The following is a 25,028-nucleotide window of genomic DNA, read 5'->3' as shown; positions in this document are numbered from 1 at the left end:
GGGCAAGACTGGAGCTGCCTGTCTTGCTGCCGCGATCGAAACCGTCTCAATCTGCCGACGAGGAATAGACAGATCATGTCAAGCCTATCTCAGAGGACGGCGACGGCGAGCATCTGGACGATCAGCGGAAAATTCCTCGCGCGACTGCTGGATTTCGTCAGTCTGCTTGTCCTGGCAAGATTGTTGAGTCCTGCGGATTTCGGATTGGTCGCCATTGCGACGTCGGTTCTGGTCATTATCGAAGCAATCCTGGATCTGCCGTTGACGCAGGCCCTGATGCGTCAGCCGTCCCCCTCCGAGGAGATGTTTGCGACGGCTTTCACGTTGAGCCTGCTGAGAGGGTTGGCCATCAGCCTGCTGATGATGGTCATTTCCTGGCCGATGGCCGTGATCTACGACGATTCCCGACTTTTTGCGCTTGTCACTGTGCTTTCGATCGCGCCCTCCATGCGGAGCATGATCAGTCCTCGCATGGTCCTTTTCATGCAGCGTTTCGATTTCAAACGCGAGTTTGCGCTCGACCTCATCACCAAAGGATCGACGCTCCTGTTCGGGGCAGGGGTGGCCGCGGCGACGGGCAGCTATTGGGGGCTCGCGGTCGGGGCGGTCGCCGGCCCGACCGCGGCGATGATCACCTCCTATGTCTTTGCGCCGATGCAGCCGAAGTTCAGCCTGTCGGAATGGAAGCGTTTCCAGGATATGATCGGCTGGAATACCGTATCGCAGGTGCTGAGCGCAATTAATTGGCAGCTCGACCGGCTGCTTTTGCCGCGTTTTGCCGGGCTGTCGACGTTTGGCGCCTTCAGCGTCGCCGACAATATCGCCGGCATTCCCTATCAGACCTTTGTCGGCCCGTTGCTGCGCCCGCTGATGGCGGCGTTCTCCTCTGTCGAAGATCGTCGCAACCTGGTTGCCGCCTATTTGAAGGCCACGAGTGCAATCACCTTCGTCGCGGCGCCCATTCTTATTGCGCTCGCCTTTCTGGCCGAGCCGACGGTGCGTGTCCTCGTCGGCGAGAAATGGGCATCCGCCGCACCAATTCTGCAATGGCTCTGCCTGGTGAGCCTGCTCGGTCTTCCGACGAACATAGTGCCGGCATTGGCGATGGTCATGGACAAAACCCGTTCCCTCGCCTTGCGGATGTTCGCCGAATTCCTGGTCAGGGTCCCGGTCACCATCCTCGGTATCGTCTATTTCCAGGTGGCGGGTGCGCTCGGCGCGCGCGTTGTGGCGGTTCTCGTCGCTTATGCCGCGTCGCTCATCATCACTCGGCGGTTGATCGGGGCGAGTTTTGCCGCGCAGCTGACTTCCTTTTGCAGGCCTCTGGCCGCGAGCCTGCCGATGATCGCTTTCCTGCTCTGGATGGGCCCCAAGCTCGCCGCCATGCCTGCCGGCTTCGGCCTGATCGTCGGCCTGGCGCTTTGCAGCGCGGCGGCGGCGACGATCTTTTGGGTCTTCGCGCTGTTGCTATGGCAGATTCTGGGAAGGCCCGACGGCGTCGAGACCATCGTCGTTCACCGGCTCATGCCGCGACGAAAAAGAATTCTCATTTCATGAGAAAGACCGGTGCAGTCCAACGATTATTTTGGCGGTTTCGGAGAAGCGCAATGCGTTACGGCATATCTTCTAAGAGCTTGGGTCTGCTCGTTGTTCTCGGTCTGGGGGCATTGCCCGGCCAGCCTAGCGTCGCCCAGGAACCGATCAACATGAATGCCTATCAGCTGACGTTCGAGGAGAATTTCGACAGCCTCGATGTCTCGGCGTGGGGAGAGAGAAGCTCCCGCTGGATCGCTCATACGCCCTGGAACGGTGATTTCGGCGACGCCCGTTTCACGGATCCGGCGTCCGATTTTCCGTTTACGACCGATCAGGGAATCCTGAAGATCGAAGCGCGTAAGGGAGAGGATGGAACCTGGCGGTCGGGCCTGCTCTCGGCGGTCAACCCGAAAGGCGAAGGCTTCTCGCAGCAGTTCGGCTATTTCGAAGCGAGGATGAAGCTGCCGCCGGGCAAAGGGGTTTGGCCAGCCTTCTGGCTCATCGGGCTCGACCAGTCGAAATACACCGCCGAGATCGACGTGCTGGAATATTATGGACGCGCGCCCTACGAGTTCAGCATGGGCTTTCATATCTGGCGCCAGGCCCACGGCGGTGAGAATTCCAATGGCGGCTATTGGAAAACCGTCCAGGATGGAATTTTGAACAGCGAGTATCATACCTACGGCGTCGATATCCGGGCCGACAAGACGACCTTCTATCTGGATCGCCAGTACCTGTGGAGCTTCGACACGCCGAAGGAGTTCCATATGCCGTTCTATCCGCTGGTGAACTTGGCGCTCGGCTCGGGCTGGCCGATCGATGAAACGCCAAATCCTTCCATCCTGCTCGTCGACTATATCCACGTTTACAAGCGCAAGCCGGCCGACGCGGCGAATTGAGCGAGCGACCGTTGATCGCTCTATTGCTCGCGGAGGCAACTGAGACCGGTTTGCGCATCGAAGAGATGCATCGCCTGCTCGTCAAAGAAGAGCGTGAGTTTTTCGCCGTCGCGGACCGGTGTGCGCGGCGGCAGGCAGGCCATCAGCCGTTGGTTTCCCGCGAGGGCGGTGACGACGAGCTCCGGGCCGGTCAACTCCGCAACCTCCACGGTTGCCTCGAGCGAAGCCCCGGATCCAGCCGTGCGAAGCGCCTCGGGGCGGATGCCAAGAATGAGGTCGCGGCCATCGGCTGCCGCCTTGCCGAAGCGGACGGGCAGAGGCAGGCTGGTATCGGAACCCGAGAGCACCAGTCGATCATCTCGGATCGTTGCCGCCAGCAGGTTCATCGGCGGCGCGCCGACGAAGGTCGCGACATAGAGCGTCGCCGGACTGTTGTAGATTTCTTCCGGCGTGCCCAGCTGTTCGATGCGGCCGTCGCGCATGACGGCGATGCGGCTCGCCAGCGTCATCGCCTCGATCTGGTCATGGGTGACATAGACCACCGTCGTCTTCAGTATCCGGTGCAGCCGCTTGATTTCGGTGCGCATTTCCATGCGCAGCTTGGCGTCGAGGTTGGAGAGCGGCTCGTCGAAGAGGAACACCTCCGGCTTGCGCACCAGCGCGCGGCCGATCGCGACGCGCTGGCGCTGGCCGCCGGAGAGCTGGCTCGGCTTGCGATCGAGAAGATTTTCGATCTGCAGGAGCTTTGCGGCATCGCGCACCGCTTTGTCACGCTCGGGCGTCGGAACTTTACGCATTTCCAGGCCGAAGCCGATATTCCTATGCACCGTCAGATTGGGATAGAGCGCATAGGATTGAAAGACCATGGCGATGTCGCGGTCCTTCGGATGCACGCGGAGCACTGAGCGGCCGCCAATCCTGATGTCACCGCTCGTCGCCTCGGCAAGGCCGGCGATGATGTTCAAGAGCGTTGACTTGCCGCAGCCGGAGGAACCGAGCAGTACGAGGAATTCGCCGCTTTCCAGGGAAATATCGATACCCTTCAGCGTCTCGACGTCGCCATAGGTCTTGCGGATATTTTCGATATCGAGCGCGCTCATGACTGTGGCTCCTGACGAGAGGTCGGGTCGCCATAGCTGCGGGGAAGCGTGGAGATGGCGCGAGAGGCGACCTCGGTTCCGGCCCTCAGGCAAGATATCAAAGGCTCATCCTTTGCCAGCGCTGCGAGAAAGGCGGCATTGAAGACATCGCCGGCGCCGATGGTATCGACTACTGCGACAATAGGCGCAGTCACCGTAGCCAGTTGGCCGTCAGCCCCGATCGCGATTGCGCCATCGGGGCCGCGCTTGACGACGACGATCGCACCTTGCGGCATATGCGAGCTGATGTGCCGGGCGGCTTCGATCGGATCGGCGATGCCGGCAAGCGTCGTCGACTCGACCTCGTTGAGCAGCGCGATGCGGCTGCGAGAAAGCCAGGCCCGTGTCGCAGCGCAATTCTGCTCGGTCCAGCCGTCGAGCGGCCAGCCGGTATCGAGGGCGACGGCGATGTCATGGCTCTCGGCCCAGTCGAAGAAGGCGTCATATTGGCGGGTCAGATCGTCGGTCAGGAAGCCGCCGCAGAGAAGCGCACAGCCGCCGCGCAGCTTTTCGCCGTCGATGACGGCGAAAACATCGGCGAGGCTGAAGCGCGGCAGATGGCCCCGCGTCGTGAAGAAGGTGCGCTCGCCGTCAGGATGGGTGATGCCGACGGAGAGGGTCGTTTGTTCGGGGCGCACCGGCCACTTCGCGGAACGGTGGCCGAAGGCTTCGGCCAGCCAGCGGCCGAACTGGTCGCTGCCGATATTGGCGGCGATCTCGAATTCGACCCCGAGCGCCTGCCAGGCGAGTGCGCTGTTGCCGGCCGATCCCCCGACCCTGAGCTCGTCGTGATCGACGATGATTTCCGTCCCGGCCTTGGGCCAGGGGGCGGCCGGTCCGAGGATCAGGTCGACATTGACGTTGCCGATGACTGCAAGCGGCCGCATTCATTCGCTCCGGGTAATCTTGGTGGATCGAACCGGCGTTCCGGCATTCTCGACGCGGGTGTCGGCAAAGCCGATCATCAGCCGCTGGGCAACCGGCAGCATGGCGAAGATCGCGGCAAGGCCTGTCGCCGGGCGAAAGCGGATTGTGACCGCATCGGCCACCGGAGCTTCTGTCGATGCGTCAAAGAGGATGACGGGAGCGCCGGTCTCGACAGCAGACATCGCCATTGCTGTAACCAGGCCGGCGGTTTCATCCTGGCCGCGGAACAGCACGACGCCGATTTCCGGGCCGAGCATCTCCATCGGACCGTGGCGGAGCTGACCGCCTTCGAGCGAGAAGCAGGGGCGGCGCGACAATTCGGTCAATCCCAGGGCCAAGGCCTCGGCAACGCCCTGCAGACGGCGGCCCGAGGTGACGACGGTCGCAACATTTTCAAGTGCGGCGAGGGCGGCGGTGATGTCGTGGTCTTCAGGCGCTTCAAGGACAGCAAGCGCGGCTGCGGGATCTTCGCCGAGCGCGGCAAGGATTGCCAGATGCAGAGCAAAAGTCACCGTCAGACTGCGGGTGGCTGCGAAGGCAAGCTCGGTGCCGCCGCTGCCAACGAGCGATGGGGCGGTTCTTGCCAGGAAGGCGCCTGCTTCAAGCGTCAGGCCGAAAGTGTCCTCGGTGCCGCCGGTCTCGTTGAACCAACGCACGACCTCGGCACTTTGGCCTGATTGCGAGGTGACGAAGATCGTCCTGCCGGCGATCGGCAGCGGCTGGCCGAGCTGATCGGAGAGCGGCAGGGCGACGGCGTCGATGCCGAGCGCGCGATAGAGCGGCTCGACGGCGCGGTTGACGGCATGTGAGCCGCCCATGCCGACCAGGAGCAGCCGCCCGGTCTTCTCAAGCGAGGCGGCGGCTCTTGCCGCCATCGGCCCGGCCGATTGATAAGAGGTGATTGCATCGGCGTGCTGGCGGGCCATTTCGCGATCGATCGCCGCAAGCCCGGCGGGTCGAATTCTTTCTGTTGTCATGTTCATCCCTTGACGCCGCCGCTGGTGAGCCCCGAGATCAGGGCGCGTTGCATGACGAGACCGATCAGCACCGGGGGCAGGGCGGCGAGCACGCCTGCCGTGGCGATCAGTCCGTAATCGGAAACGCGGCCGCCGGCGAGATCAGCGATGGCGACGGTCAGCGTCTTGGCGCGCTGGTCCGAGGTGAAGAGCAGCGCATAGAAAAATTCATCCCAGGCCAGCAGGAAGGCGAAGAGGCTCGAGGTCGCCACCACCGGGGCGGCAAGCGGCAGCGTGATGATCTTCAGCGTCTGAAACAGGCCGGCACCGTCGATCATCGCCGCCGATTCGATCTCGCGCGGGATGGAATCGAAGCCTGATTTCATCAGCCAGGTGGTGAAGGGCGCCAGGATCGTCAGATAGACGAGGGCGAGGCCGAAGACGTTGTTCAGCATCCCGAGATGGGAGAGGCCCATATAGAGCGGCACGGCGAGCGCCACCGGTGGCAGCATGTAGGTCGCGATCACCATCGATAGCGACCAGCCGAGGGAAGGTGTGCGCGACACTGCCCAACCGGCGGGAATTGCGAGCGCGATGGCGGCGATCGTCGCCATGCCGGCCACCTCGATGCTGTTGCGCAATGACGAGGTGAAAGCGGCGCCGGCGCTGTTTTCGAGCGTCGACAGCAGCACCTGGTATCGCGAGAAATCAATGGCTTGCGGCCACCAGCGCAGCGGCTTTGCGGCGAGATCGGCCGCCGGCGCGATGCTCATGATGAAAAGCCACAGGATCGGCGCCAGGATGACGGCGGCAAGCAGCAGCGCCGAGAGGTGAATGAAAGCGGAAAAGAGCGGGCTCCGGCGTTCCATCAGACGGCACTCCCGGCGGTCTTGCGCACAAGGGCCGCGTAGCCTGCGGCGAGCAGCGTCACCAGCAGCGTGACGATCAAGGCGAGCGATGCGCCCGAGCCCGCGCGCTGGAAAGAGAAGGCCTCCTGATACACCAGAATCGAGAGCGTTCGCGTGCTGTTGGCCGGTCCGCCGCGGGTCATGACCCAGATGATGTCGAACACCTTGAAGGCCTCGATCGTGCGCAGCACCAGCGCCACCATCAGCGGGCCGGCGAGATAGGGCAGGATGACGAAGCGGAAGCGGGCGAGCGGGCCGGCGCCGTCGACGAGCGACGCCGCGGTGATGTCGCGCGGCACGGCCTGGAGTGCTGCGAGCGCGATCAGCGCCACTAAGGGAAAATTTTTCCAGCAGTCGGCGACGATGAGGGCGGCGAGCGCCGTGCCGGGTTCGCCCAGCCAGGAACGATAGGCATCGAGCAGGCCGAGCTGGGTCAGCGCGGCGTTCAGCGCGCCATATTCCGGATTGTAGATCAGCCGCCAGAGCGTGGCGTTGACGACGGTCGGCAGCGCCCAGGGCAGGATCATCAGGGCGCGGAGCGCGGTGCGGCCACGGAATTGCTGGTTCAGCAACAGAGCCGCAAGGACGCCGATCACCATTTCGGCGGCAACCGAGACGATCGCGAACCATGCGGTGGTGATCAGTGTGCGCTGGAAATTCGAGCCGGAGAGCATCTTCACGTAATTGTCGAGGCCGACGAAGCTTCCCTCGGTGCCGACGAGCTTGGCATCGGTGAAGGAGAGGCCGACGGTATCGACGAGAGGCCAGCCGATCACCGAGATCATTACCACGAGAAGCGGCAGCATGAGAAGCCACGCGCGGGTTGTCAGCCAAGTGCCCGACATCGAGGCGGCCCTTTTCATTCATAGGTTCGGGAGGCCGGGCGACGACGGGCGCCGCCCGGGATTTCATGCGGGGGCTCAGAGACCGCTGTTGTCGGCCGCCGACTTCAGCGCGTCCTCGGGCGTGGACTGGCCGAGCAGCGATTCCTGGATCGCCTGCTGCAGCGCGGTCGACAGCTCCTGATATTTCGGCGTCGTCGGGCGCGGATACATGGCGGCGAGGCCGATCTTGGCAGCGGAGATCAGCTCTTCCTGGCCTTTGGTGACATTCGGGTCATCATAAGAGGATGCCCAGATCGGCAGGCTGAGCTTGGCATAGGCGTTCTGCGTGGCCTGCGAGGTCATGAAGGCGATGTACTTCCAGGCCTCGTCGGGATGCTGGCTGGCGGAGGTGATACCGAGGCCCATCGAGCCGTTGACGGCCGAAGCCTCGCTCTTGCCGGCGACACCCGGTGCCGGCACGACGCCGACCTTGCCCGCGACCTTGCTGTCCTTCGGGTCGTTGGCCATGTTGTACATGTAGGTCCAGTTCAGCGCGAAGGCGGCGTCGCCGTTCTGGAAGACCTTGCGAACGTCTTCTTCCAGAAATTCCTTGGAGTTCGGATTGGTCAGGCCCGATGTATAGCTCGCGACCATGTATTTCAGCGCATCGAGACCGCCGCCGCTCTGAAAGGCTGGTTTGCCATCCTTCAGGAAATCGCCGCCATAGGCACTGACGAGCGTGGTGTAGTCGCAGATGGCGGCTTCGGCCTGCGACCAGCTCCAGGAGATCGGCGTGGCGAGCAGACCCTTGTCCTTGATGGTCTTTGCCTGCTCGGCCAGTTCGTCCCAGGTCTTCGGTGGCGCCTTGATGCCGGCCTTCTCCAGGATCTCCTTGTTGTAGAACAGGTATTTGGTGTCGAGGATCCACGGCATGCCGTAATATTTGCCGTCATACTGCACAGTGGTCCAGGCGCCCGGCAATACGCCCTTCTTCATCTCGTCGGTGATGCGCGAGGAGACGTCGACCAGCACCTTGTTGGTGGCGTATTCGGCCGGCCAGATGACGTCGAAGAGGACGACGTCGTAGCCGCCGCCGGAACCCTGCGCCAGCACCGTCTTGTCGTGCAGCCCCTCATAGGGAACGAATTCGAGATTGACCTTGATATCGGGGTTCGCCTTGGCGAAGGCGTCGGTCATGGCGCGCACATCCGCCTCGCTGTAAGCGGCCTGCGCCATGAACAGCGCGTTGAGCGTCGTTTCGGCGAAAGCATGCGGGGCAAGGGATGCGCCGATCAAGGCCGCACCCAAAAGCGTCTTGTTCAAGGATTTCAGCATTGCAGCCTCCAGTTTTTGACATTTACGCATGGCCGAGTGCGGATTTTCCGCCATCGGTTTTCGAGAAGGCACGCGTGAAACAAAACGTGCCGGTTGGTCATCTCGGAGCGTCGTTGGAGGCCCTGTGCGGCTTCCTGCGTTCCCAGGAACTCTTCGGTCCCTTATTAAGTCAATTGTCTTGACTTATTACTTCTTCAACATTCTACTGGAGTCAAGAGGCAATTGCACATGAATGACAGCAGGCCCATCAGGGCCAAGAGCGGCACCAATCACGAAGGCACCAGCGCGCATAACCGGCGCGTGATGATCGATGCCTTGAGGATCAACGGTGCGCTCTCGCGCGCCGATCTGGCGCGGGCGACGCGGCTGACCAAGCAGACTGTGTCGAATATCATCGAGGAACTCGAGCGCGACGGTCTCGTCAGTTCGCAGGAGGCGGTGCGAAAGGGGAGGGGCCAGCCCTCGACGCCGTATCGGCTCGTTCCCGAGGGCGCCTTTGCGATCGGCCTGCAGATCGACCGGCACGTGACGCGGGCGGTCGCCGTCGATCTCGTAGGCAGCGTTCTCGTGCGCGCCGAGGCCGTTCTGCCGCCGGGAGGCCCGTCGACAGGAACGAAGGTCATTCTCGATCTCGTCGCCAGTGTCCGGTTAAAGCTCGCCGGGATCGTCCGGCAATCCGAGAAGCGGCTGGTCGGCCTCGGCGTCGCGATGCCAGGTCCCTTCGGGATCGACGGCAGCGGCGACGATCCGTGGATGATGGAGGCTTGGCAGAAGTTTCCGCTGCTGGACACGCTGACCGCCGGCACCGGGCTCGATGTCGGTCTGCAGAACGATGCGGCAGCGGCCGCGACTGCGGAGCGTATGGTGGGGGCCGCGCATGGCCTCGACCATGCCGTCTGCCTGTTCGTCGGTTACGGCATTGGCGCCGGTCTCATCCTGAACGGCGAACTCTATCGTGGCGCCAACGGCAATGCCGGCGAGATCGGCATGGCACTGCTCTTTGCCGATGGCAAATCGACCCCGCTCGAACACCGCGCCTCGCTCGCCTCGCTCTACCAATATCTCTCGGCCGATCCCGCCGATCCCGATCTGCATGCACACATCAATGACCTCGCCTCGAGGGGCGATCCAGGCATCGGCACCTGGATCGAAACGGCGGCTGCGGACCTGCGCTGGAGCATCCATCTGATCGAAACGATCTTCGATCCGCAGACGGTGATCCTCTGCGGCAGCGCACCCGAGGCATTGGTGAACAGGTTGATTGAGGCCATCGGCCCGTTGTTGCCCTCGATCGCCGAACGGCGCGGCCGGACGCTGCCGCGTCTGCAACCCGGCATGGCCGATCCGTGGTCGGTGGCGCTCGGTGCTGCCGCCGGACCGATCGGCCGGGCATTCGATCCGCATTTTGCTGCAATCTTGAAGGACTCCCGCTGATTTCGACGCTGAAACCGGGCGTTGCACAGCAGTGCAACGGCAGAAATGGTCACTCTTTGTAAGTTTCAAGCGACCCATGGCAGCGAATAGAGAGGCGCTGGTGAAGTATAGTCAAATATTGAAAATCATTGAAATTTATAGGATTTCTGGTATAGATATAATTATTCGGCAGTGCGCTGGGGTGGTTGGCGAGGCTTCCTTTAATATAGCCTTCAGCCGTGGCAAATAACATCCGCATGAAGGTTTCGTGACGGCACGATTTCGGTTGTTTCATGTCATGGAATATTCATTGGCCGCGGCAATTTGGACCAGCTAATAGGGCGTGCGCTGAAAGTGCGCGTCTCTTTTACGTTCGAGGTTCTCATGCAAGCCAAGCTTCTCGGCGCCGTTGGCGCCCTTCTCGCTACAGCGTTTCTTGCTGGTCCCGCTGCCGCCGCCGATAAGACCAAGATCGACTTCTGGTTCGGCAATTCCGGTGACATCGCAAAGCGGGTCCAGGAACAGTGCGATCGCTTCAACCAGTCGCAGGGCGACTATGAAGTCGTCTGCACCAGCCAGGGCAGCTACGATGCTTCCCTGCAGAATACGATTGCCGCTTTCCGCGCCGGCAAGCAGCCTACCATTGCTCAGGTCTCCGACGCCGGAACCCTCGACATCATGCTCTCTGGCGCCTTCTATCCGGCTAACCAGCTGATGACCGACATGGGCTACACGGTCGACTGGAAAGATTACTTCTCCGGCATCGCAAACTATTATGCGACATCCAAGGGCGAGATGTATTCCTTCCCCTTCAACTCGTCGACCGCGCTGCTCTATTGGAACAAGGATGCCTTCGCCAAGATCGGCAAGGACCATGCTCCCGCCACCTGGCAGGAAGCCGGTGAAGATTTCAAGGCTCTGAAGGACGCCGGCTACGCCTGCCCGCTCGCCTTCGATATCTCCAACAATGAAGTCTGGCAGTACGTCGAGCAGTTCGAAGCCGTCAACGGCGAAGCGATCGCGACGAAGAAGAACGGCTTTGAAGGCCTCGATGCCGAGCTGGTGTTCAACAAGAACCCGCTCCTCGTCAGCTACATCAAGGACCTCAAGTCCTGGTACGACAACAAGCTCGCCGTCATCAAGAACAAGGCCGTCGGCCAGACCTTCGTTGAAGCCTTCGCTGCCGGCGATTGCCAGGTCATCCTGACGTCGGTTGGCGACCACGGCAATATCGGCCGCACCGCCAAGCAGGGCATGAACTGGGGCGTTTCGATGCTTCCGACCTACGGCAATGCAACCCGTCACAGCTCCTTTGTCGGCGGCGCTTCGCTCTGGGTTCTGAAGGGCCACACCGACACCGAATACAAGGCTGCTGCCGCCTTCTTCAACTTTATCGCCAAGCCGGAGGAAGCTCTGACCTGGTCGACCGTCACCGGCTACATCCCGGTTCGTAACTCCGGCTTCGAATATCTGAAGAAGCAGGGCTTCTACGACAAGGCTCCCTATGCCGGCCGCGAACTCGCCATCCAGAGCCTGACCGCATCGCCGGCGGGCGACACAGCTCCGCACGGCATCCGCCTCGGCGGCCTGCTGCAGGTTCGCACCGAAATCGCCAACGGCCTGCAGGCGATCTTCGTCAACAATGCCGACGTTCAGGCTTCGCTCGACGGTGCTGCCGATCGCGGCAACCAGCTGCTGCGCCGCTTCCAGCAGACTTACAAGAACGTTCAGCTTCCCTGACCGTCCGATATGAGCCGCACCCGGCCGCCTTGCGCGCGCCGGGTGCGGCTTTGTAAGCTCTCTTAATCGGTCGCGGATGCAAAGCTGCTGCCCGCGCCTAAACAAACTCGGGCGAAAACGACCACTCATGGAAAAGCGCGTCACTTTCTCCTCGACGACGATCGGACTGCTCTTCGCATTTCCGATGCTGCTGCTGATCTTCGTCTTCTTCTACTGGCCGAGCGCGCAGGCGCTCTATTGGGCATTCACGCTCGAGCAGCCGTGGGGTGGCGGCAATGCCTGGGTCGGTTTCGACAATTTCAAACAGCTGCTCAGCGATCCCATCTATTGGGAGTCGATCACCCGCAGCATGATCTTCGGCTTCAGCTCGACGGCGATCGCCATGGGGATGGCGCTCATCCTGGCGCTGTTGACGGACCGTGAACTGCGCGGCCACAAAATCTACCGGTCGGTCTTCATCTGGCCTTACGCGATTGCCGCTCCCGCCCTCGGCCTTGCCTTCCGCTTCATTCTGGCGCCGGAGGCCGGTCTTCTCTCCGTAATCAATCATGTCTGGCCCGGCCTCTGGAACCCGGCACTCGACGGCAAGGACGCGATGATCGCCGTTATCATCGCCTTTTCCTGGAAATATATCGGCTATAATTTCATCTTCTTCCTTTCGGCTCTTCAGGGCATTCCCCGCTCGCTGATCGAGGCCGCGGCCATGGACGGTTCCGGGCCGCTGCGTCGCATGTGGGACCTGCAATTGCCGCTGTTGACGCCGACATTGTTCTTCCTGCTCGTCATCAACATCACCGAAAGCTTCCAGGATTCCTTCGGCATCGTCGACGTCATGACCCAGGGCGGACCGGCGCGGGCGACCGAGCTCATGGTCTACAAGATCTATTTCGACGGTTTCAGGGGGCTCGATTATTCGGGTGCGGCCGCCCAGTCGATCATCCTGATGGCGCTCGTCGTCCTTCTCACCATCTTCCAGTTCCGCTTCATCGAGCGGCGCGTGCACTACAAGTGAGATCGCGGACATGATCGAACGCACGCCGATATTCAACTTCATCTGCTACACGATACTCGCGCTCGGCATGGTGATCGCGCTTCTGCCTTTTGTCATTGTCATCATCGCATCGACGCTCGATCTGGAGACGGTCAACCGGGTGCCGCTGCCGCTGACCCCGGGTTCGCATTTCTGGGAAAATGCACAGGCTGCCTGGATCCGCGCCGACCTCGGCAACAAGCTGATCCACAGTATCATCTTCGCGACAGCGGTCGGCGCCGGCAAGGTCATGCTTTCCGCCATGGCCGCCTTTTCGATCGTCTACTTCCGCTTCCGCGGCCGGCATCTGATCTTCTGGATCATCTTCATCACGCTGATGCTGCCGCTGGAAGTCCGCATCGTGCCGACCTATTCGATCGCGGCGAATGCATTGCAGCCGTTTCAGACGATCCTCGACCTTACTGGAATCACCGCGCTCGTCGCCTGGGTCTCCGGCATCCAGATCAAGCTCGAATGGGGGCTGTTGAATTCCTATACCGGCCTCGTGGCGCCGCTCGTCGCGACCGCGACCGGCACTTTCCTTTACCGCCAGTTCTATCTGACTGTTCCGGACGAGCTTGCCGAGGCGACGAAGATGGATGGCGCCGGCGCCGTCCGCTTCTTCATCGACATACTGCTGCCGCTGTCGCGCTCGAACATGATCGCGCTGTTCACGATCATGTTCGTCTGGGCCTGGAACCAGTATCTCTGGCCGCTGCTGGTCACCACCGATCCGAATTTCGGCATCGCGGTGACGCAGTTGAAGACCCTTATTCCGTCCGAATTCGGCCTGCCCGACTGGAACGTCGCCATGGCCGGGACACTTATCATCATGTCGCCGCCTCTGTTGCTCGTCATCCTGATGCAGCGCTGGTTCGTGCGCGGCCTTATCTCCACCGAGAAGTGAAGGAGCAGTCCTGTGGCACCGATCTCAATCCGTGATGTGAAGAAGAGCTACGGCAAGCATCCCGTCGTTCACGGCGTCGACCTGGAGATCCAATCCGGCGAATTCATCGTCATCCTCGGCCCATCCGGCTGCGGCAAGTCCACGCTCCTGCGCATGATCGCCGGCCTCGAGGAAATCACCGGCGGCGAAATCGCCATCGACGGACGCGTCGTCAACCAGATGGAGCCGCGCGAGCGTGGCTGCGCCATGGTGTTCCAGAACTACGCGCTCTATCCGCATATGACCGTCGCCGAGAATATCGGCTATGCCTTGAAGGTTGCGGGCGTTGCGAAGGCGGAGCGCAATCGGCGCATCGCCGAGGTCGCCAAGGCGCTCAGCCTCGAACCTTTCCTCGACCGCCGCCCGGCCGCGCTTTCCGGCGGCCAGCGCCAGCGCGTCGCCATGGGGCGTGCGATGATCCGCGAGCCGAAGGTGTTCCTCTTCGACGAACCCTTGTCGAACCTGGACGCGAAGCTGCGCATCGCCATGCGCGCGGAAATCCGCCGCCTGCACCGCCGCCTCGGCGCCACCTCGATCTTCGTCACGCATGACCAGACCGAGGCGATGACGCTGGCCGACCGGCTGGTGGTGATGAACGGCGGCAGGGTGGAGCAGGTCGGTACACCGGAAGAGGTCTATCATCATCCGGTCTCGCGTTTCGTCGCGGGCTTCGTCGGCACGCCGGCGATGAACCTGCTCGAAGGCACGATCAACGACGAGGGCGTCTTCGTCTACGATCAGAGCCGCAAGATCGTGCTACCGCGCGAACGCGCCGCAGCGCTGAAAGGCAAACGCGTCGTGCTCGGCATGCGCGCCGAGGCCGCCCGGCTGGTGGCGCCGGATGCGCCCGGCGCTCTGGTGGCAACGGCCGATTTCATCGAAGAACTTGGCGCAAGCCGCGTCGTTCATGCCGATTTCGACGGACTGCCGTTCGCCGTGGCGCTGACCGAGGCCGTCACGGTGAAATCGGGTGATCCGATCGGCATCGCGATCGATCACAATGCGATCCACCTCTATGCCGCTGATACCGGCCGGATCATCGAGAATTCCGCCATGAGCAGCGCCGGTGCCGTCCACGCCTGACGACCTCATGGCCGGCTGTCATCAGCGATGGATCGGGTCGATCCAGGGAACGTCTTCCGGCTTTTCGACCGGCTCGATATCGAGATTGACGACGACGGGCTCCTGGCCTGAGCGGACGAGCACGCATTCCAGCGTCTCGTCGCGGCTGGCATTGATCTCCTGGTGCGGCACGTAGGGCGGAACATAGATGAAATCGCCGGGGCCGGCCTCGGCGGTATATTCCAGATGCTCGCCCCAGCGCATGCGGGCCTTGCCCTTGACGACGTAGATGATGCTTTCGAGATCGCCGTGATGATGGGCGCCGGTCTTGGCGTTGGCATGGATCGTCACCGTGCCCGCCCAGATCTTCTCAGCGCCGGCGCGCGCATTGTTGATCGCCGTCGCGCGGTTCATGCCCGGCGTCTGCGCAGTGTTGGGATCGAGCGAATTGCCGGGGATGACCTTGACGCCATGTTCCCGCCAGTCGATGTGGTGATGCTCGTGATCGTCGCTCATGCCTTGCCTCCACCTTCGATGCAGACAATCTAGGCAGGCGCGGCGCGACGGCCAAGCGGATTTATCTTCGCGCATCAGAAAGAGGGCACCCGATGAGCCACCTGCCACAGATCGATTACGATTCGGCCTCGGAAGAGATCCGGGCAGCGCATGACGAAGAAGTCAGGCTGCGCGGGCGGATGACCAACATGAAGCGGACGCTCCTGCATTCGCCGGTCGCCCATCGCATCTATGCCGAATGGTTTACGCTGCGGGCCGAGCTCGATCCGATCATCAGCGACCGCGAGATCTGGATCTTCTCGCATGCGATCTCGAAGGCGGCGAAATCGAAGATCGCCATCACCTTCTTTCGCCGGGCGCTGATCAACAAGGGATTCGATCCCGACGCGCTGGAGCTTTCCCAGACGGAGGCGCTGCTCGACGCCTTCGGCAGGGCGATTGTCGCCGATTCTAACGCCGTTCCGGGCGAGCTCTGGGCGCAGCTGAAGACGCGCTATAAGACAAAGGTGCTCGTCGATCTCGTCGCCTTCGCCGGCATCATGCTGGCGACCGCTGTCTTCAACAATGTCGTCGAAGTCGATTTCGACCCCGAGCTTGAAGCCTTTGCCGAAGGCGCAAACTTGAGCTAGCCGTCGAGCGAAGCAATCGCCGCCCTGACCGCGTCGGGGCCTGGTCTGATCGGACGGTATTCGAGGCCGACGGCGCCGTCGTAACCGTTGGCGAAGATCCAGTTGAGGCGGTGCGAGAGATCGATGCCGCCGGAGCCCGGCTCGTTGCGGCCGGGATGATCGGCGACATGGACGTGGAAGACACGGTCGAGACGGTCCTTCAGCACGTCTTCGGTGCGTTCGCCCATCACGGCGGAATGATAGATGTCGTAGACGATGCCGATCTCCGGGCGGGCGACGTCATCGACGATATCGAGGCCCTCGCGGGTGGAATCAAGGAAATAGCCGATATGGTCGATGCGGGTGTTGAGCGGCTCGACGCCGAGGCGCACGCCGCTGCCTTTGAGGATATCGGCGCCGACTTTCAGCGTTTCGGTGAGCGCCCGGCGCTGTTCTTCGCGGCTGAAGCCCGCGAGGTCGTCACCCGCCTGAGCGATCAGCACCGGTGCGCCGAGGCGTCTGGCGACAGCGACGGATTGGGCAAGGCCTTTCAGCCAGGCCTGCCGGTTGGCGGCGTCGGTCAGCGCGATCATCGGCTCGGCGACGAGGCTGGTGACCGCAAGACCGGCTTCGTCAAGCGCGGACTCGATCGCGTCTAGATCCTTGTCGGTCCAGCGCCAGAACTCGACCGCCGTCAGGCCGCCGGCATGGGCACGGCGGATGCGATCGGCAAAGCTGTCGCCCTCTTCGGCAAACAGTCATTCTATGCAGGCCGAATAACGTCGCATGAAGATTCCTCCCATGTGCGGCCGCAGGCTGCGACAGATCGGAGCCTGCCGCAAGGCTTGACGCCCGAAAACATTGGCGAAACACTCGGCACATCGGGCCGGACCGCCGGCGGCTTCAGGAGGAAGATATGGATTTGGGGTTGAAGGGTAAGCTCGCCGTCATAACGGGCGCGTCGGTCGGCATCGGGCTGGCGATCGTCGAAGGACTGGCGGCGGAGGGCACCGACCTGGTGCTTGCGGCGCGCGGCGGTGAGCGGTTGGAGACGGAGGCTGCCCGGATTGCCGGGAAATTCGGCGTCAGCGCCACCGCCGTTGCCGCCGACGTGGCGACGGCTGCGGGGACGGAGGCGATCATTGCGGCGGCCGCAAAGAAAGGCGGCGCCGATATCCTCATCAACAATGCCGGCACCGGCTCGAACGAGACGGTGATGGAGGCGCCCGACGAGAAGTGGCAGGCCTATTGGGACCTGCATGTGATGGCCGCCGTGCGGCTGGCGCGCGGGATCGCGCCGCAGATGAAGAAACGCGGCGGCGGGGTGATCCTGCATAATGCCTCGATCTGCGCCGTCCAGCCGCTCTGGTACGAGCCGATCTACAATGTCAGCAAATCGGCGCTGATGATGTTTTCAAAGACGCTCTCGACCGAACTCATCCAGGACAATATCCGCGTCAACTGCATCAATGCCGGCCTGATCCTGACGCCCGACTGGATCAAGACCGCCAAGCAGCTGACGGCCGAAAGCGGCGGAAACTGGGAAGGCTACCTGCAGAGCGTTGCCAATGAACACGCTGCATCCAAACGCTTCGGCACGCCGGAGGAACTGGCGAACGTTTTCGTCTTTCTGAGTTCGGAGCGGGCGAGCTACTGCATCGGATCGACCTATTTCGTCGATGGCGGCATGCTGAAGACGATTTGATCGAAGCTGCCGCAAAGCGCAGCATGGCAAGCCTGTTCTTCGCAAGACTGCCGGCCGGCCGGATGTTGCCGATACAAGCTATAAATATTAGCTATTTTGTTGTATCTTCACGCTTTCGACGTTATTTGCCTGCTATTGGCGGACGAATATTGCGATTTCCAAAAGGCGACGACGATGCTGACGAAGAAGGGAAAATACGGCCTGAAGGCACTGGTCGATCTGGCGCGTCTGGCGCCGGGCGAGACCGCCTTCATCAATGACGTCGCGGCGCGCAACAATATTCCGAAGAAGTTTCTCGACACGATCCTGCTCGAGCTGCGCAATGTCGGTATCCTGCGTTCAAAGAAGGGGCCTGGCGGCGGGTATTCCCTCTCGCGGCCGGCTTCCGAGATCCGCATCGGCCATGTCATCCGCACGCTCGACGGGCCGCTGGCGCCGATCCGCTGCGCCAGCCGCACGGCCTATGAGGCCTGCGACGACTGCGCCGATCCGGAAACCTGTCAGGTGCGACGTTCGATGACCGACGTTCGGGATGCGATCGCCGCCATTCTCGACAATATGACCCTCGAACAATTCGTCGCAGCCGGCGGCCGCATTGAAGAAACCGGGGACGAATTGCCGATCTCCGCCGCCAGCTGAGACGCTTCGATTTCATACGGCCTAGAGCGCCGCGCTGTGTCGTTCAGGGCTCATCTCGACATATGGTCGCCGGCGCGGTGCAGCAATCGATCGCGCGGCAGGGACAGCGCGTGGATGCGTGCATTGCGCCAATGGCGGTCGAGATTGAGGCCGATGCCGGTTGACGCTTCGCCCGCCAGTTCGAACAGCGCATTTGCGGCGCTGAGGGCTGTTTCCCCGGCAGTGATTGCGGCCGCCGAGGCGGAAAAGTAGGCATCCGCCATCGCAGCCTCTACAGGATTGACCTGGGCAATATCGAGTTTGCGGCCCGCCCGCTCCAGAGCTGCCGCCGTGATTTCGATGCCGACGGCGTGTTCGCCGAGCCGGGAGGGGGAGACGGTGCGATCGCCAATGGCTGTCATCAGGTCGGCCCATGCGGCCCGCGCGATGCCGAGGCCTACGCCCGCCTTGAGCAGCAGCCCGAGCGAAATGCCCGTCGAGTATCCGGACGAGGGGGCCGGCGCGATTGCGCCGGCATCGACATGAACTGCGCCGGCGATCGTCGTTGCCGATCCATTGGTGCGCTGGCCGAAACCGTCCCAATCATCGACCACCTGCGCGTCCTCGCTGTTGCGGCTGAGGTAGAGCGTCACCGGGCGGCCGGGCGGAAGTGTGAGGGCAGCGGCAATCCAATCGGCATAGAGAATACCGGGCGCCGGCCGCATCCGTCCGCTCAGACGGTACCCCGGTCCTTCGGCCGACAGCTCGCTGCCGTCGGCGACGGTTGCGCCGGCGAAGCGGTCGCCGAGCAGCACACGGGCAAACAGCGATGTCTTCAGATCCTCGGCCGCCTGGGTGCGGAGGGTTTCCAGGACGGAAAAGTGATTTTCCAGGGTCTCGCCGATCGAGGCGTCAGCCTCGGCAATGATCGCGATGACCTCGGCAAGCAGGGCGTTCGGCACGTCGAGCCCTTCATGTTCGGGCGGAACAGAGATTGCCGTCAGCCCCGATATCGACAGCGCGTCGAGCTCGGCAAAAGGCAGGATGCGGTTGATATCGCGCTCGCTTGCCTGTTGACGGAATGTGTCGGCGAGTTTGCGAGCCGTAGATACCGCCTCCTCTTCGTTTTCGATGCGGCGTGCCGGCGGCCTGATGCGGTCTTGAAACTGCGATACTGTTCCCATCGCTCACTCTTTCCTCGACGGGTGACAGGAGTGAGGGATTTTCCTCCGGATGATAAGAACGGTTTTTCCAGAAAAACCCAAAGCTTCGAATTTTCTCACCAACTTGATCGCCTCGCCTTGCACTCTACTTATGGTTAACCGGGGCTATCCAGTTGAGGAATATGATGGGTGAAGCACTTGCTCGCCATAGCGAGGTTTGGAAAATGGGGCGCCAGCCGAGACCGCGCCTGACGCTGGATATCGCCGAGATTCCAACTTATGCGATCGGCGACATTCACGGCCGCTACGATCTACTTTTGAAAGCCGAGGAGGCGATCCTGCAAGATGGCACGCGATTGCCCGGGCAAAAGCTGATCGTGACGCTGGGGGACTATATCGATCGGGGCCCGGAATCGGCGCAGGTCATCACTCACCTTATGGAGCCGCCGCCTGACGGTTTCGACCGTATCTGCCTTGCCGGCAATCACGAGATCGCTATGCTCGATTATGTCGACGGCTGGCTCCCTTATGACGACTGGATGCGGATGGGATCGGCGGAATCGCTTAAATCCTATGGGCTCGATCCGGAGCATCTGCCGCTCGTCTTTCCCTCCGGCGCGCAGCTCGACGCCTTCCTACGGCAGTCGCTGCCGCATACGCACATCGATTTTATGCGGGCACTGCCCATCATGCTGGATACACCGAGTGTGCTATTCGTGCATGCCGGCATTGATCCGATGCTGCCGCTCTCCGCGCAGACGGAGGAGGACCTGGTCCTTATCCGCCACCGCTTTCTCGAAAGCAGGGTTCCTTTGCCGAAGCTCGTTGTGCACGGCCATACGCCCAGCGACGAGCCTGACATTCGCCCGAGGCGACTCAATCTCGATACACGCGCCTTTCGCAGCGGCAGGCTGACCGTCGCACGGTTCTGGCAGGGCCGGGTGCATCTGTTTTCCACCTGACATCGTTCCCCCCGAGGCTGTGTCACTAAAGCGCGTCGCGATCTTTCAGATTCCTCCTGCGCTTTAGGTCTTAGTTTTCACGCATGTCGTTGCCGCAAAACCGCTGCACACTTTTGCGCGACAGGCTAGAGTGATCAGACCGTCTCCCTTTCAGTCGGAACAGCTTCGACCGGCCTTTCAACCGAGCGCTTGCGGCGCCAGCCGCGCAGCACGACGTAGAAAACCGGTGTGAGGAACAGGCCGAAGAGCGTCACGCCGAGCATGCCCGAGAAGACGGCGGTGCCGAGCGACTGGCGCATTTCGGCGCCGGGGCCGGTGGCGATGGCAAGCGGCAGAACGCCGAAGATGAAGGCGAATGCCGTCATCAGGATCGGGCGCAGGCGAAGATGACTGGCCTCGATGGCGGCCTCCACCGGCGACTTGCCTTCCTCTTCCGCCTGTCTGGCGAATTCGACGATCAGAATGGCGTTCTTGGCCGCCAATCCGATCAGGACGATCAGGCCGATCTGCGTTAGGACGTTGTTGTCCATGCCCCTGAGCGACACCCCGATCAGTGCGGCGAGCACGGCAAGCGGGACGATGAGAATGATCGCCAGAGGCAGAACCCAGCTTTCATATTGGGCCGCCAGCGCCAGGAAGACGAAAATGACGGACAGGGCGAAGATGTAGACAGCGGTGTTGCCGGTATGGGTTTCCTGATAGGCAAGCTCCGTCCATTCGAAGGTCGTTCCGGGCGGCAGGATCTTGGCCGCCAATGCCTCCATTTTCTTCAGAGCATCGCCCGTCGAGGTACCGGGCGTCGGATTGCCCTGAAGCGGCACCGAAACATACATGTTGTAGCGCTGAACGAGCGCCGGGCCGCTGGAGTCCTGAATGTCCATCAGTGTGCCGAGAGGGACGAGCGCGCCGGTCGCGGAGCGCACCTTCAGGGCGAGAATGTCTTCCCGGTCCATGCGATATTGCCGGTCAGCCTGGGCGCGAACCTGGTAAACGCGGCCGAACGCGTTGAAATCGTTGACGTAGGCGACGCCGAGATTGATCGAAAGCGCGTTGAAGATATTGGGGATCGGCACGTTCAGGAAGCGCGCCTTGTCGCGGTCGATGGAGAGGAAATATTGCGGGCTGGCATCGGAGAACGTCGTAAAGACGCCGGTCAGCCCCTCGGTCGTTGCTGCCGCCCCCATCATCTGACGGGCAAGGCCGAGCACGCGCGTCATGTCTGGGTTTTCGAGGTCGGAGATCTGCATCTTGAAGCCGCCGGAGTTGCCGACGCCGCGCACGGACGGCGGCGGGATGGCAATGATGAAGGCTTCCTGGATGCTTTGCAGCTTGCCGAAGAGCTCGCCGATGATCTTGTTGGCGTTCTCTCCGCCTTCCTCACGTTCGGCAAAGGATTTGAAAGGAACGAAGACAACGCCCGAATTCGAAGCATTGGTGAAGGTCGCGCCGCTGAAGCCGGCAAATTGCACGGCGTTGCCGACGCCGGGTACGGTACGGGCGATATCGCCCACCCGTTTGATGACGGCATCGGTGCGCGCAAGCGAGGCGCCATCGGGAAGCTGTACGACGATGATCGCATAACCCTGGTCCATGGTCGGTATGAAACCCGAGGGAACGCGGGTGGTCATGTACCAGGTTGCGCCGAGGAGGGCGACGAAGGCGACCATCGAGCAGGTCAATCCTACCCAGCTGCTGACCAGGTGCCGGACGGTCCACGAATAGCCGGAGCTCATCCGGTCGAAGCCGCGGTTGAAGCCGTTTGCAAGGCCAGCCCCCAGACGCGACGCGATGCTCTTGCGTTTCCCCTCGTGATCGTGGGCCTTGAGCAATATGCCTGCGAGCGCCGGCGAAAGCGTCAGGGAATTCAAGGCCGAGATCGCGGTTGTCACGGCGATCGTCACGGCGAACTGCCTGTAGAACTGGCCTGATATGCCGGGGATGAAGGCCGTCGGCACGAATACCGCAATCAGCACCAGCGAGATCGCGACGACCGCGGTTCCGACTTCGTCCATTGTGACGTGAGAGGCCTGCTTCGGCGTCATGCCGCGGGCGAGATTGCGCTCGACGTTTTCCACCACGACGATCGCGTCGTCGACGACGATGCCGATCGCCAGCACAAGGCCGAAGAGTGTCAGCATGTTGAGAGAAAAGCCGAAGGCTAAAAGCACCGCGAAGGTGCCGATCAGCGAGACGGGGATGGCGACGATCGGGATGATCGCGGTGCGCCAGGATTGCAGGAAGACGAGAACGACGATCGCCACCAGGATGGCCGCTTCGACGATGGTTTTATAGACCTCGTTGATCGAGGCCGAGATGAATTCGGTCGTGTCGTAGACGATGCGATACTCGAGACCCTCCGGGAAATTCTGGGAGATGTCCTTCATGAGTGCCTGGACCTGATGGGCCGTATCCAGGGCGTTGGTTCCCGGCCGGGCGAAAATGCCAAGCGCAACCGCCGGATCGTTGTTGAGGTAACTGTTGGTGACGTAGTCCTGCGCGCCAAGCTCGATGCGGGCGACATCCTGCAACTGCACGAGCCGGCCCGATGTCGTCGATTTCACGATGACATAACGGAATTCGCGCACATCGGAGAAGCGTCCGTCCGTGCGCACCGTATATTCGAAGGCGTTCCTGCCTGTGACCGGCGGCGCGCCGATCTTGCCACCCGAGACCTGGACGTTCTGGTCTCTCAAGGCGGAGACGACGTCGTCGGATGTCATGCCGTAGGCGGAGAGTTTTTCCGGATCCAGCCAGATTCGCATCGAATATTGACGTTCGCCGAAGACCTGCACGTCACCGACGCCATCGAGGCGCACGAGCACGTCACGGATGCGGTTACGGGCGTAGTTCGAGACGTAAAGCTGGTCATAGCGGTGTGATGGCGACAAGAGGTGCACGACCATCATCAGGTCGGGCGAGCTCTTGTCGGTGGTCACGCCGAGCCGCTGGACCTCCTCGGGAAGGCGGGGCAGCGCGATGGAAACGCGGTTCTGGACGAGCACCTGGACCTTGTCGAGATCGGTGCCGAGCTTGAAGGTGATCGTCAGCGAAATGGCGCCGTCGGCGCTGGAATAGGAAGACATGTAAAGCATGTCTTCGACGCCGTTGATCTGCTGTTCGAGCGGGGTCGAAACGGTGTCGGCGATGGTTTGCGGGTCGGCGCCCGGATAGGAGGTGCGCACGACGATGGTGGGCGGCGCGATCTCCGGATATTGGGCGACCGGCAGCTGTGTATAGGCGATGCCGCCGACAACGAGGAAGAGGATCGAGATGACGGCGGCAAAAATCGGCCGGTCGACGAAGAAATGCGCGAACCTCATTGTCCGCTCTCCGCGTTTGCGGCCTCCGGCGCTGTATCCTGCCGCTCCTGCGGCAGTTCGCTCATCTGCGGGGTGATGGTCGAACCGGGCCGGGCGCGTATCACGCCGTTGACGATGATGGTTTCGCTGCCGTCGAGACCCTCGCGTATGACGCGATAGCCATAGAGCCGTGGTCCGGGTCGCACGGGCTTGGTCGAAACCTTGCCCTGCGCATCGACGAGATAGACGACGCGTTCATTCTGGTCCGAGCCGATCGCTTCGTCGGGGACGAGAACGGCCTTGTAAGTGTTGGAGGCTTCGACCTGAACACGGCCGAAGAGGCCGGGCTGGAGGATGAAATCGGGATTTGGGAGACGGGCGCGGATGCGGATGGTGCCGCTCTCGTTGTCCACCCGGTTCTCGGCGAAATCGAGCTTGCCCTTGAAGGGTTTGGCGGTCGGGTCCGAGATCGTGACGGAAACATCCACGCCGCCGCCGCCCATTTGAAGGTCCTTGCCCTGCTTGCGCGCCGTGTCGGCGAAATTCAGCAGGCGGCGCTCATCCACATCGAAATAAAAATCGATCGGATCGAGGGAAACGATGGTGGTGAGCACCGTCTGATCGGCCTGCACCAGGTTGCCGGGCGAGATCAGGCGGCGATCGATGCGGCCGCTGAGCGGCGCTTTGATCTCGGTATATTCAAGATCGAGAGCCGCGCGGTCGGCTGCGGCTTGCGCGCCGCGGACATTGGCCTCGGCCGACTCGAACTCGCGGCGGCGGTCGTCCAGCGTCTGGGCGGACTGGCTGCCGCTCGATGCGAGCGATTGGGCGCGCTTGTACTGCGCATCGGCAAAAACGAGGGCGGATTGCGATGCTTCGAGCGCCGCCTTCGCCTGGTTGAGTGCTGTTATGAACGGCCGCTGGTCGATGACGAAGAGCAGGTCGCCTTGCTTGACCAGGGCGCCATCTTCGAAATGAACTTCCTGCAGGTAGCCGCCGACGCGGGAGCGCACGGAGACTTCGTCAACCGGCTGGAAGCGGCCGATGAACTCGTCATTGTCGACGACATCGCGCACCACGGGTTTTGCGACGGTGACAGGGGGAGGGGCGGACGGTGCGCCCTGCGCCATCGCGGCCAGAGGCATGAATGTGGCGATGCAGCCGAGCATCAATATCCGTCGAAGCGCGAAAGTCATATCGGTCCCTCCAATCGCGGCGGCCGATCGACTGCCACCGTACTTAAGATGAAGTGATGCTATTCATGTCTTGCTGCTTTGAACGAAAGCCTTGGGCTCCCGTGATCTCCCCGGCGTTCAATCGTTGGAAGGAAAGCCGGTATGCGATGCACAATGGAAAATCATAACGCTATGGAACGGGATATAAGCGGCAGCGACGAAAAATAGCAAATGCCAATTATTCGCTTTTCTGGAATCCATGAACTT

Annotated in this window: 22 protein-coding genes; 11 read left to right on the top strand and 11 right to left on the bottom strand. The window is 61.9% G+C overall.

Annotated features, from left to right (window positions below):
• The first annotated feature begins 75 nt into the window (after positions 1-75).
• Positions 76-1,557: a lipopolysaccharide biosynthesis protein gene (locus AMK00_RS17370; RefSeq protein WP_064811203.1), complete on the top strand. Its 1,482-nt coding sequence runs from the start codon at positions 76-78 to the stop codon at positions 1,555-1,557.
• A 50-nt stretch (positions 1,558-1,607) separates the two neighbouring features.
• Positions 1,608-2,435, top strand: a complete 828-nt coding sequence (locus AMK00_RS17365; protein ID WP_064811202.1) for a glycoside hydrolase family 16 protein — start codon at positions 1,608-1,610, stop codon at positions 2,433-2,435.
• Positions 2,436-2,455: 20 nt separating this feature from the next.
• On the opposite strand, the gene AMK00_RS17360 is transcribed toward AMK00_RS17365, so the two are convergent.
• The 6 genes from AMK00_RS17360 to AMK00_RS17335 all read right to left on the bottom strand — a co-directional run bounded on the left by AMK00_RS17360 (position 2,456) and on the right by AMK00_RS17335 (position 8,524).
• Positions 2,456-3,535 (bottom strand): ABC transporter ATP-binding protein, encoded by a 1,080-nt coding sequence (locus AMK00_RS17360; protein ID WP_064811201.1) that lies wholly within the window; start codon positions 3,533-3,535, stop codon positions 2,456-2,458.
• Complete coding sequence (locus AMK00_RS17355; protein ID WP_064804619.1) at positions 3,532-4,461, bottom strand: PfkB family carbohydrate kinase; 930 nt, start codon at positions 4,459-4,461, stop codon at positions 3,532-3,534. Before AMK00_RS17355 ends, AMK00_RS17360 begins: the two co-directional genes overlap by 4 nt.
• Positions 4,462-5,484, bottom strand: coding sequence for an SIS domain-containing protein (locus tag AMK00_RS17350; RefSeq protein ID WP_064811200.1), 1,023 nt, complete (start codon positions 5,482-5,484; stop codon positions 4,462-4,464). It abuts the gene before it with no gap.
• The gene (locus tag AMK00_RS17345) at positions 5,481-6,326 is read right to left on the bottom strand and encodes a carbohydrate ABC transporter permease (protein ID WP_064811199.1); all 846 of its coding nucleotides are present in this window, start codon (positions 6,324-6,326) and stop codon (positions 5,481-5,483) included. Before AMK00_RS17345 ends, AMK00_RS17350 begins: the two co-directional genes overlap by 4 nt.
• A complete protein-coding gene (locus AMK00_RS17340) occupies positions 6,326-7,210 on the bottom strand; it encodes a carbohydrate ABC transporter permease (protein ID WP_064811198.1) in 885 nt (294 codons plus the stop codon). Before AMK00_RS17340 ends, AMK00_RS17345 begins: the two co-directional genes overlap by 1 nt.
• Positions 7,211-7,285: 75 nt before the next feature.
• Positions 7,286-8,524, bottom strand: coding sequence for an extracellular solute-binding protein (locus tag AMK00_RS17335; protein ID WP_064804611.1), 1,239 nt, complete (start codon positions 8,522-8,524; stop codon positions 7,286-7,288).
• A gap of 228 nt (positions 8,525-8,752) precedes the next feature.
• Between AMK00_RS17335 and AMK00_RS17330 the strand changes: the two genes are divergently transcribed.
• The 5 genes from AMK00_RS17330 to AMK00_RS17310 all read left to right on the top strand — a co-directional run bounded on the left by AMK00_RS17330 (position 8,753) and on the right by AMK00_RS17310 (position 14,736).
• Positions 8,753-9,958: an ROK family transcriptional regulator gene (locus AMK00_RS17330; RefSeq protein ID WP_064811197.1), complete on the top strand. Its 1,206-nt coding sequence runs from the start codon at positions 8,753-8,755 to the stop codon at positions 9,956-9,958.
• Positions 9,959-10,321: 363 nt separating this feature from the next.
• Positions 10,322-11,677: an extracellular solute-binding protein gene (locus AMK00_RS17325; RefSeq protein ID WP_064811196.1), complete on the top strand. Its 1,356-nt coding sequence runs from the start codon at positions 10,322-10,324 to the stop codon at positions 11,675-11,677.
• Positions 11,678-11,804: 127 nt separating this feature from the next.
• Entirely contained in the window at positions 11,805-12,689 is an 885-nt protein-coding gene (locus AMK00_RS17320; protein WP_012485023.1) for a carbohydrate ABC transporter permease, read from the top strand.
• 10 nt (positions 12,690-12,699) lie between these two features.
• Complete coding sequence (locus AMK00_RS17315; RefSeq protein WP_016733961.1) at positions 12,700-13,614, top strand: ABC transporter permease subunit; 915 nt, start codon at positions 12,700-12,702, stop codon at positions 13,612-13,614.
• 12 nt (positions 13,615-13,626) lie between these two features.
• Positions 13,627-14,736, top strand: coding sequence for a sn-glycerol-3-phosphate import ATP-binding protein UgpC (locus AMK00_RS17310; RefSeq protein ID WP_064811195.1), 1,110 nt, complete (start codon positions 13,627-13,629; stop codon positions 14,734-14,736).
• 21 nt (positions 14,737-14,757) lie between these two features.
• On the opposite strand, the gene AMK00_RS17305 is transcribed toward AMK00_RS17310, so the two are convergent.
• Positions 14,758-15,231 (bottom strand): cupin domain-containing protein, encoded by a 474-nt coding sequence (locus AMK00_RS17305; RefSeq protein ID WP_003581913.1) that lies wholly within the window; start codon positions 15,229-15,231, stop codon positions 14,758-14,760.
• A 92-nt stretch (positions 15,232-15,323) separates the two neighbouring features.
• Between AMK00_RS17305 and AMK00_RS17300 the strand changes: the two genes are divergently transcribed.
• The gene (locus AMK00_RS17300; RefSeq protein WP_064811194.1) at positions 15,324-15,860 is read left to right on the top strand and encodes a hypothetical protein; all 537 of its coding nucleotides are present in this window, start codon (positions 15,324-15,326) and stop codon (positions 15,858-15,860) included.
• Here AMK00_RS17300 and AMK00_RS17295 read toward each other — a convergent pair.
• Positions 15,857-16,597, bottom strand: a complete 741-nt coding sequence (locus tag AMK00_RS17295; RefSeq protein WP_237350482.1) for a TIM barrel protein — start codon at positions 16,595-16,597, stop codon at positions 15,857-15,859. The genes AMK00_RS17300 and AMK00_RS17295 overlap by 4 nt on opposite strands.
• A gap of 158 nt (positions 16,598-16,755) precedes the next feature.
• Between AMK00_RS17295 and AMK00_RS17290 the strand changes: the two genes are divergently transcribed.
• Together AMK00_RS17290 and AMK00_RS17285 are read left to right on the top strand one after the other, a co-directional pair.
• The gene (locus AMK00_RS17290) at positions 16,756-17,544 is read left to right on the top strand and encodes an SDR family NAD(P)-dependent oxidoreductase (protein WP_064811193.1); all 789 of its coding nucleotides are present in this window, start codon (positions 16,756-16,758) and stop codon (positions 17,542-17,544) included.
• Between the two features lie 174 nt (positions 17,545-17,718).
• Entirely contained in the window at positions 17,719-18,183 is a 465-nt protein-coding gene (locus AMK00_RS17285; protein ID WP_064811749.1) for an RrF2 family transcriptional regulator, read from the top strand.
• Positions 18,184-18,233: 50 nt separating this feature from the next.
• On the opposite strand, the gene AMK00_RS17280 is transcribed toward AMK00_RS17285, so the two are convergent.
• Positions 18,234-19,346 (bottom strand): monooxygenase, encoded by a 1,113-nt coding sequence (locus AMK00_RS17280; protein WP_064811192.1) that lies wholly within the window; start codon positions 19,344-19,346, stop codon positions 18,234-18,236.
• Positions 19,347-19,549: 203 nt separating this feature from the next.
• Between AMK00_RS17280 and AMK00_RS17275 the strand changes: the two genes are divergently transcribed.
• Positions 19,550-20,287: a metallophosphoesterase family protein gene (locus tag AMK00_RS17275; RefSeq protein ID WP_064806297.1), complete on the top strand. Its 738-nt coding sequence runs from the start codon at positions 19,550-19,552 to the stop codon at positions 20,285-20,287.
• A 134-nt stretch (positions 20,288-20,421) separates the two neighbouring features.
• Here AMK00_RS17275 and AMK00_RS17270 read toward each other — a convergent pair whose 3' ends face one another.
• Entirely contained in the window at positions 20,422-23,607 is a 3,186-nt protein-coding gene (locus AMK00_RS17270) for an efflux RND transporter permease subunit (protein WP_064804593.1), read from the bottom strand.
• Positions 23,604-24,782 (bottom strand): efflux RND transporter periplasmic adaptor subunit, encoded by a 1,179-nt coding sequence (locus AMK00_RS17265; RefSeq protein ID WP_064804591.1) that lies wholly within the window; start codon positions 24,780-24,782, stop codon positions 23,604-23,606. Before AMK00_RS17265 ends, AMK00_RS17270 begins: the two co-directional genes overlap by 4 nt.
• Positions 24,783-25,028 lie beyond the last annotated feature (246 nt).

Source organism: Rhizobium sp. N621 (assembly GCF_001664325.1).
Taxonomy (GTDB): domain Bacteria; phylum Pseudomonadota; class Alphaproteobacteria; order Rhizobiales; family Rhizobiaceae; genus Rhizobium; species Rhizobium esperanzae.
The sequence above is the reverse complement of the archived record's forward strand: the minus strand, read 5'-3'. Positions and strand labels throughout refer to the sequence as shown.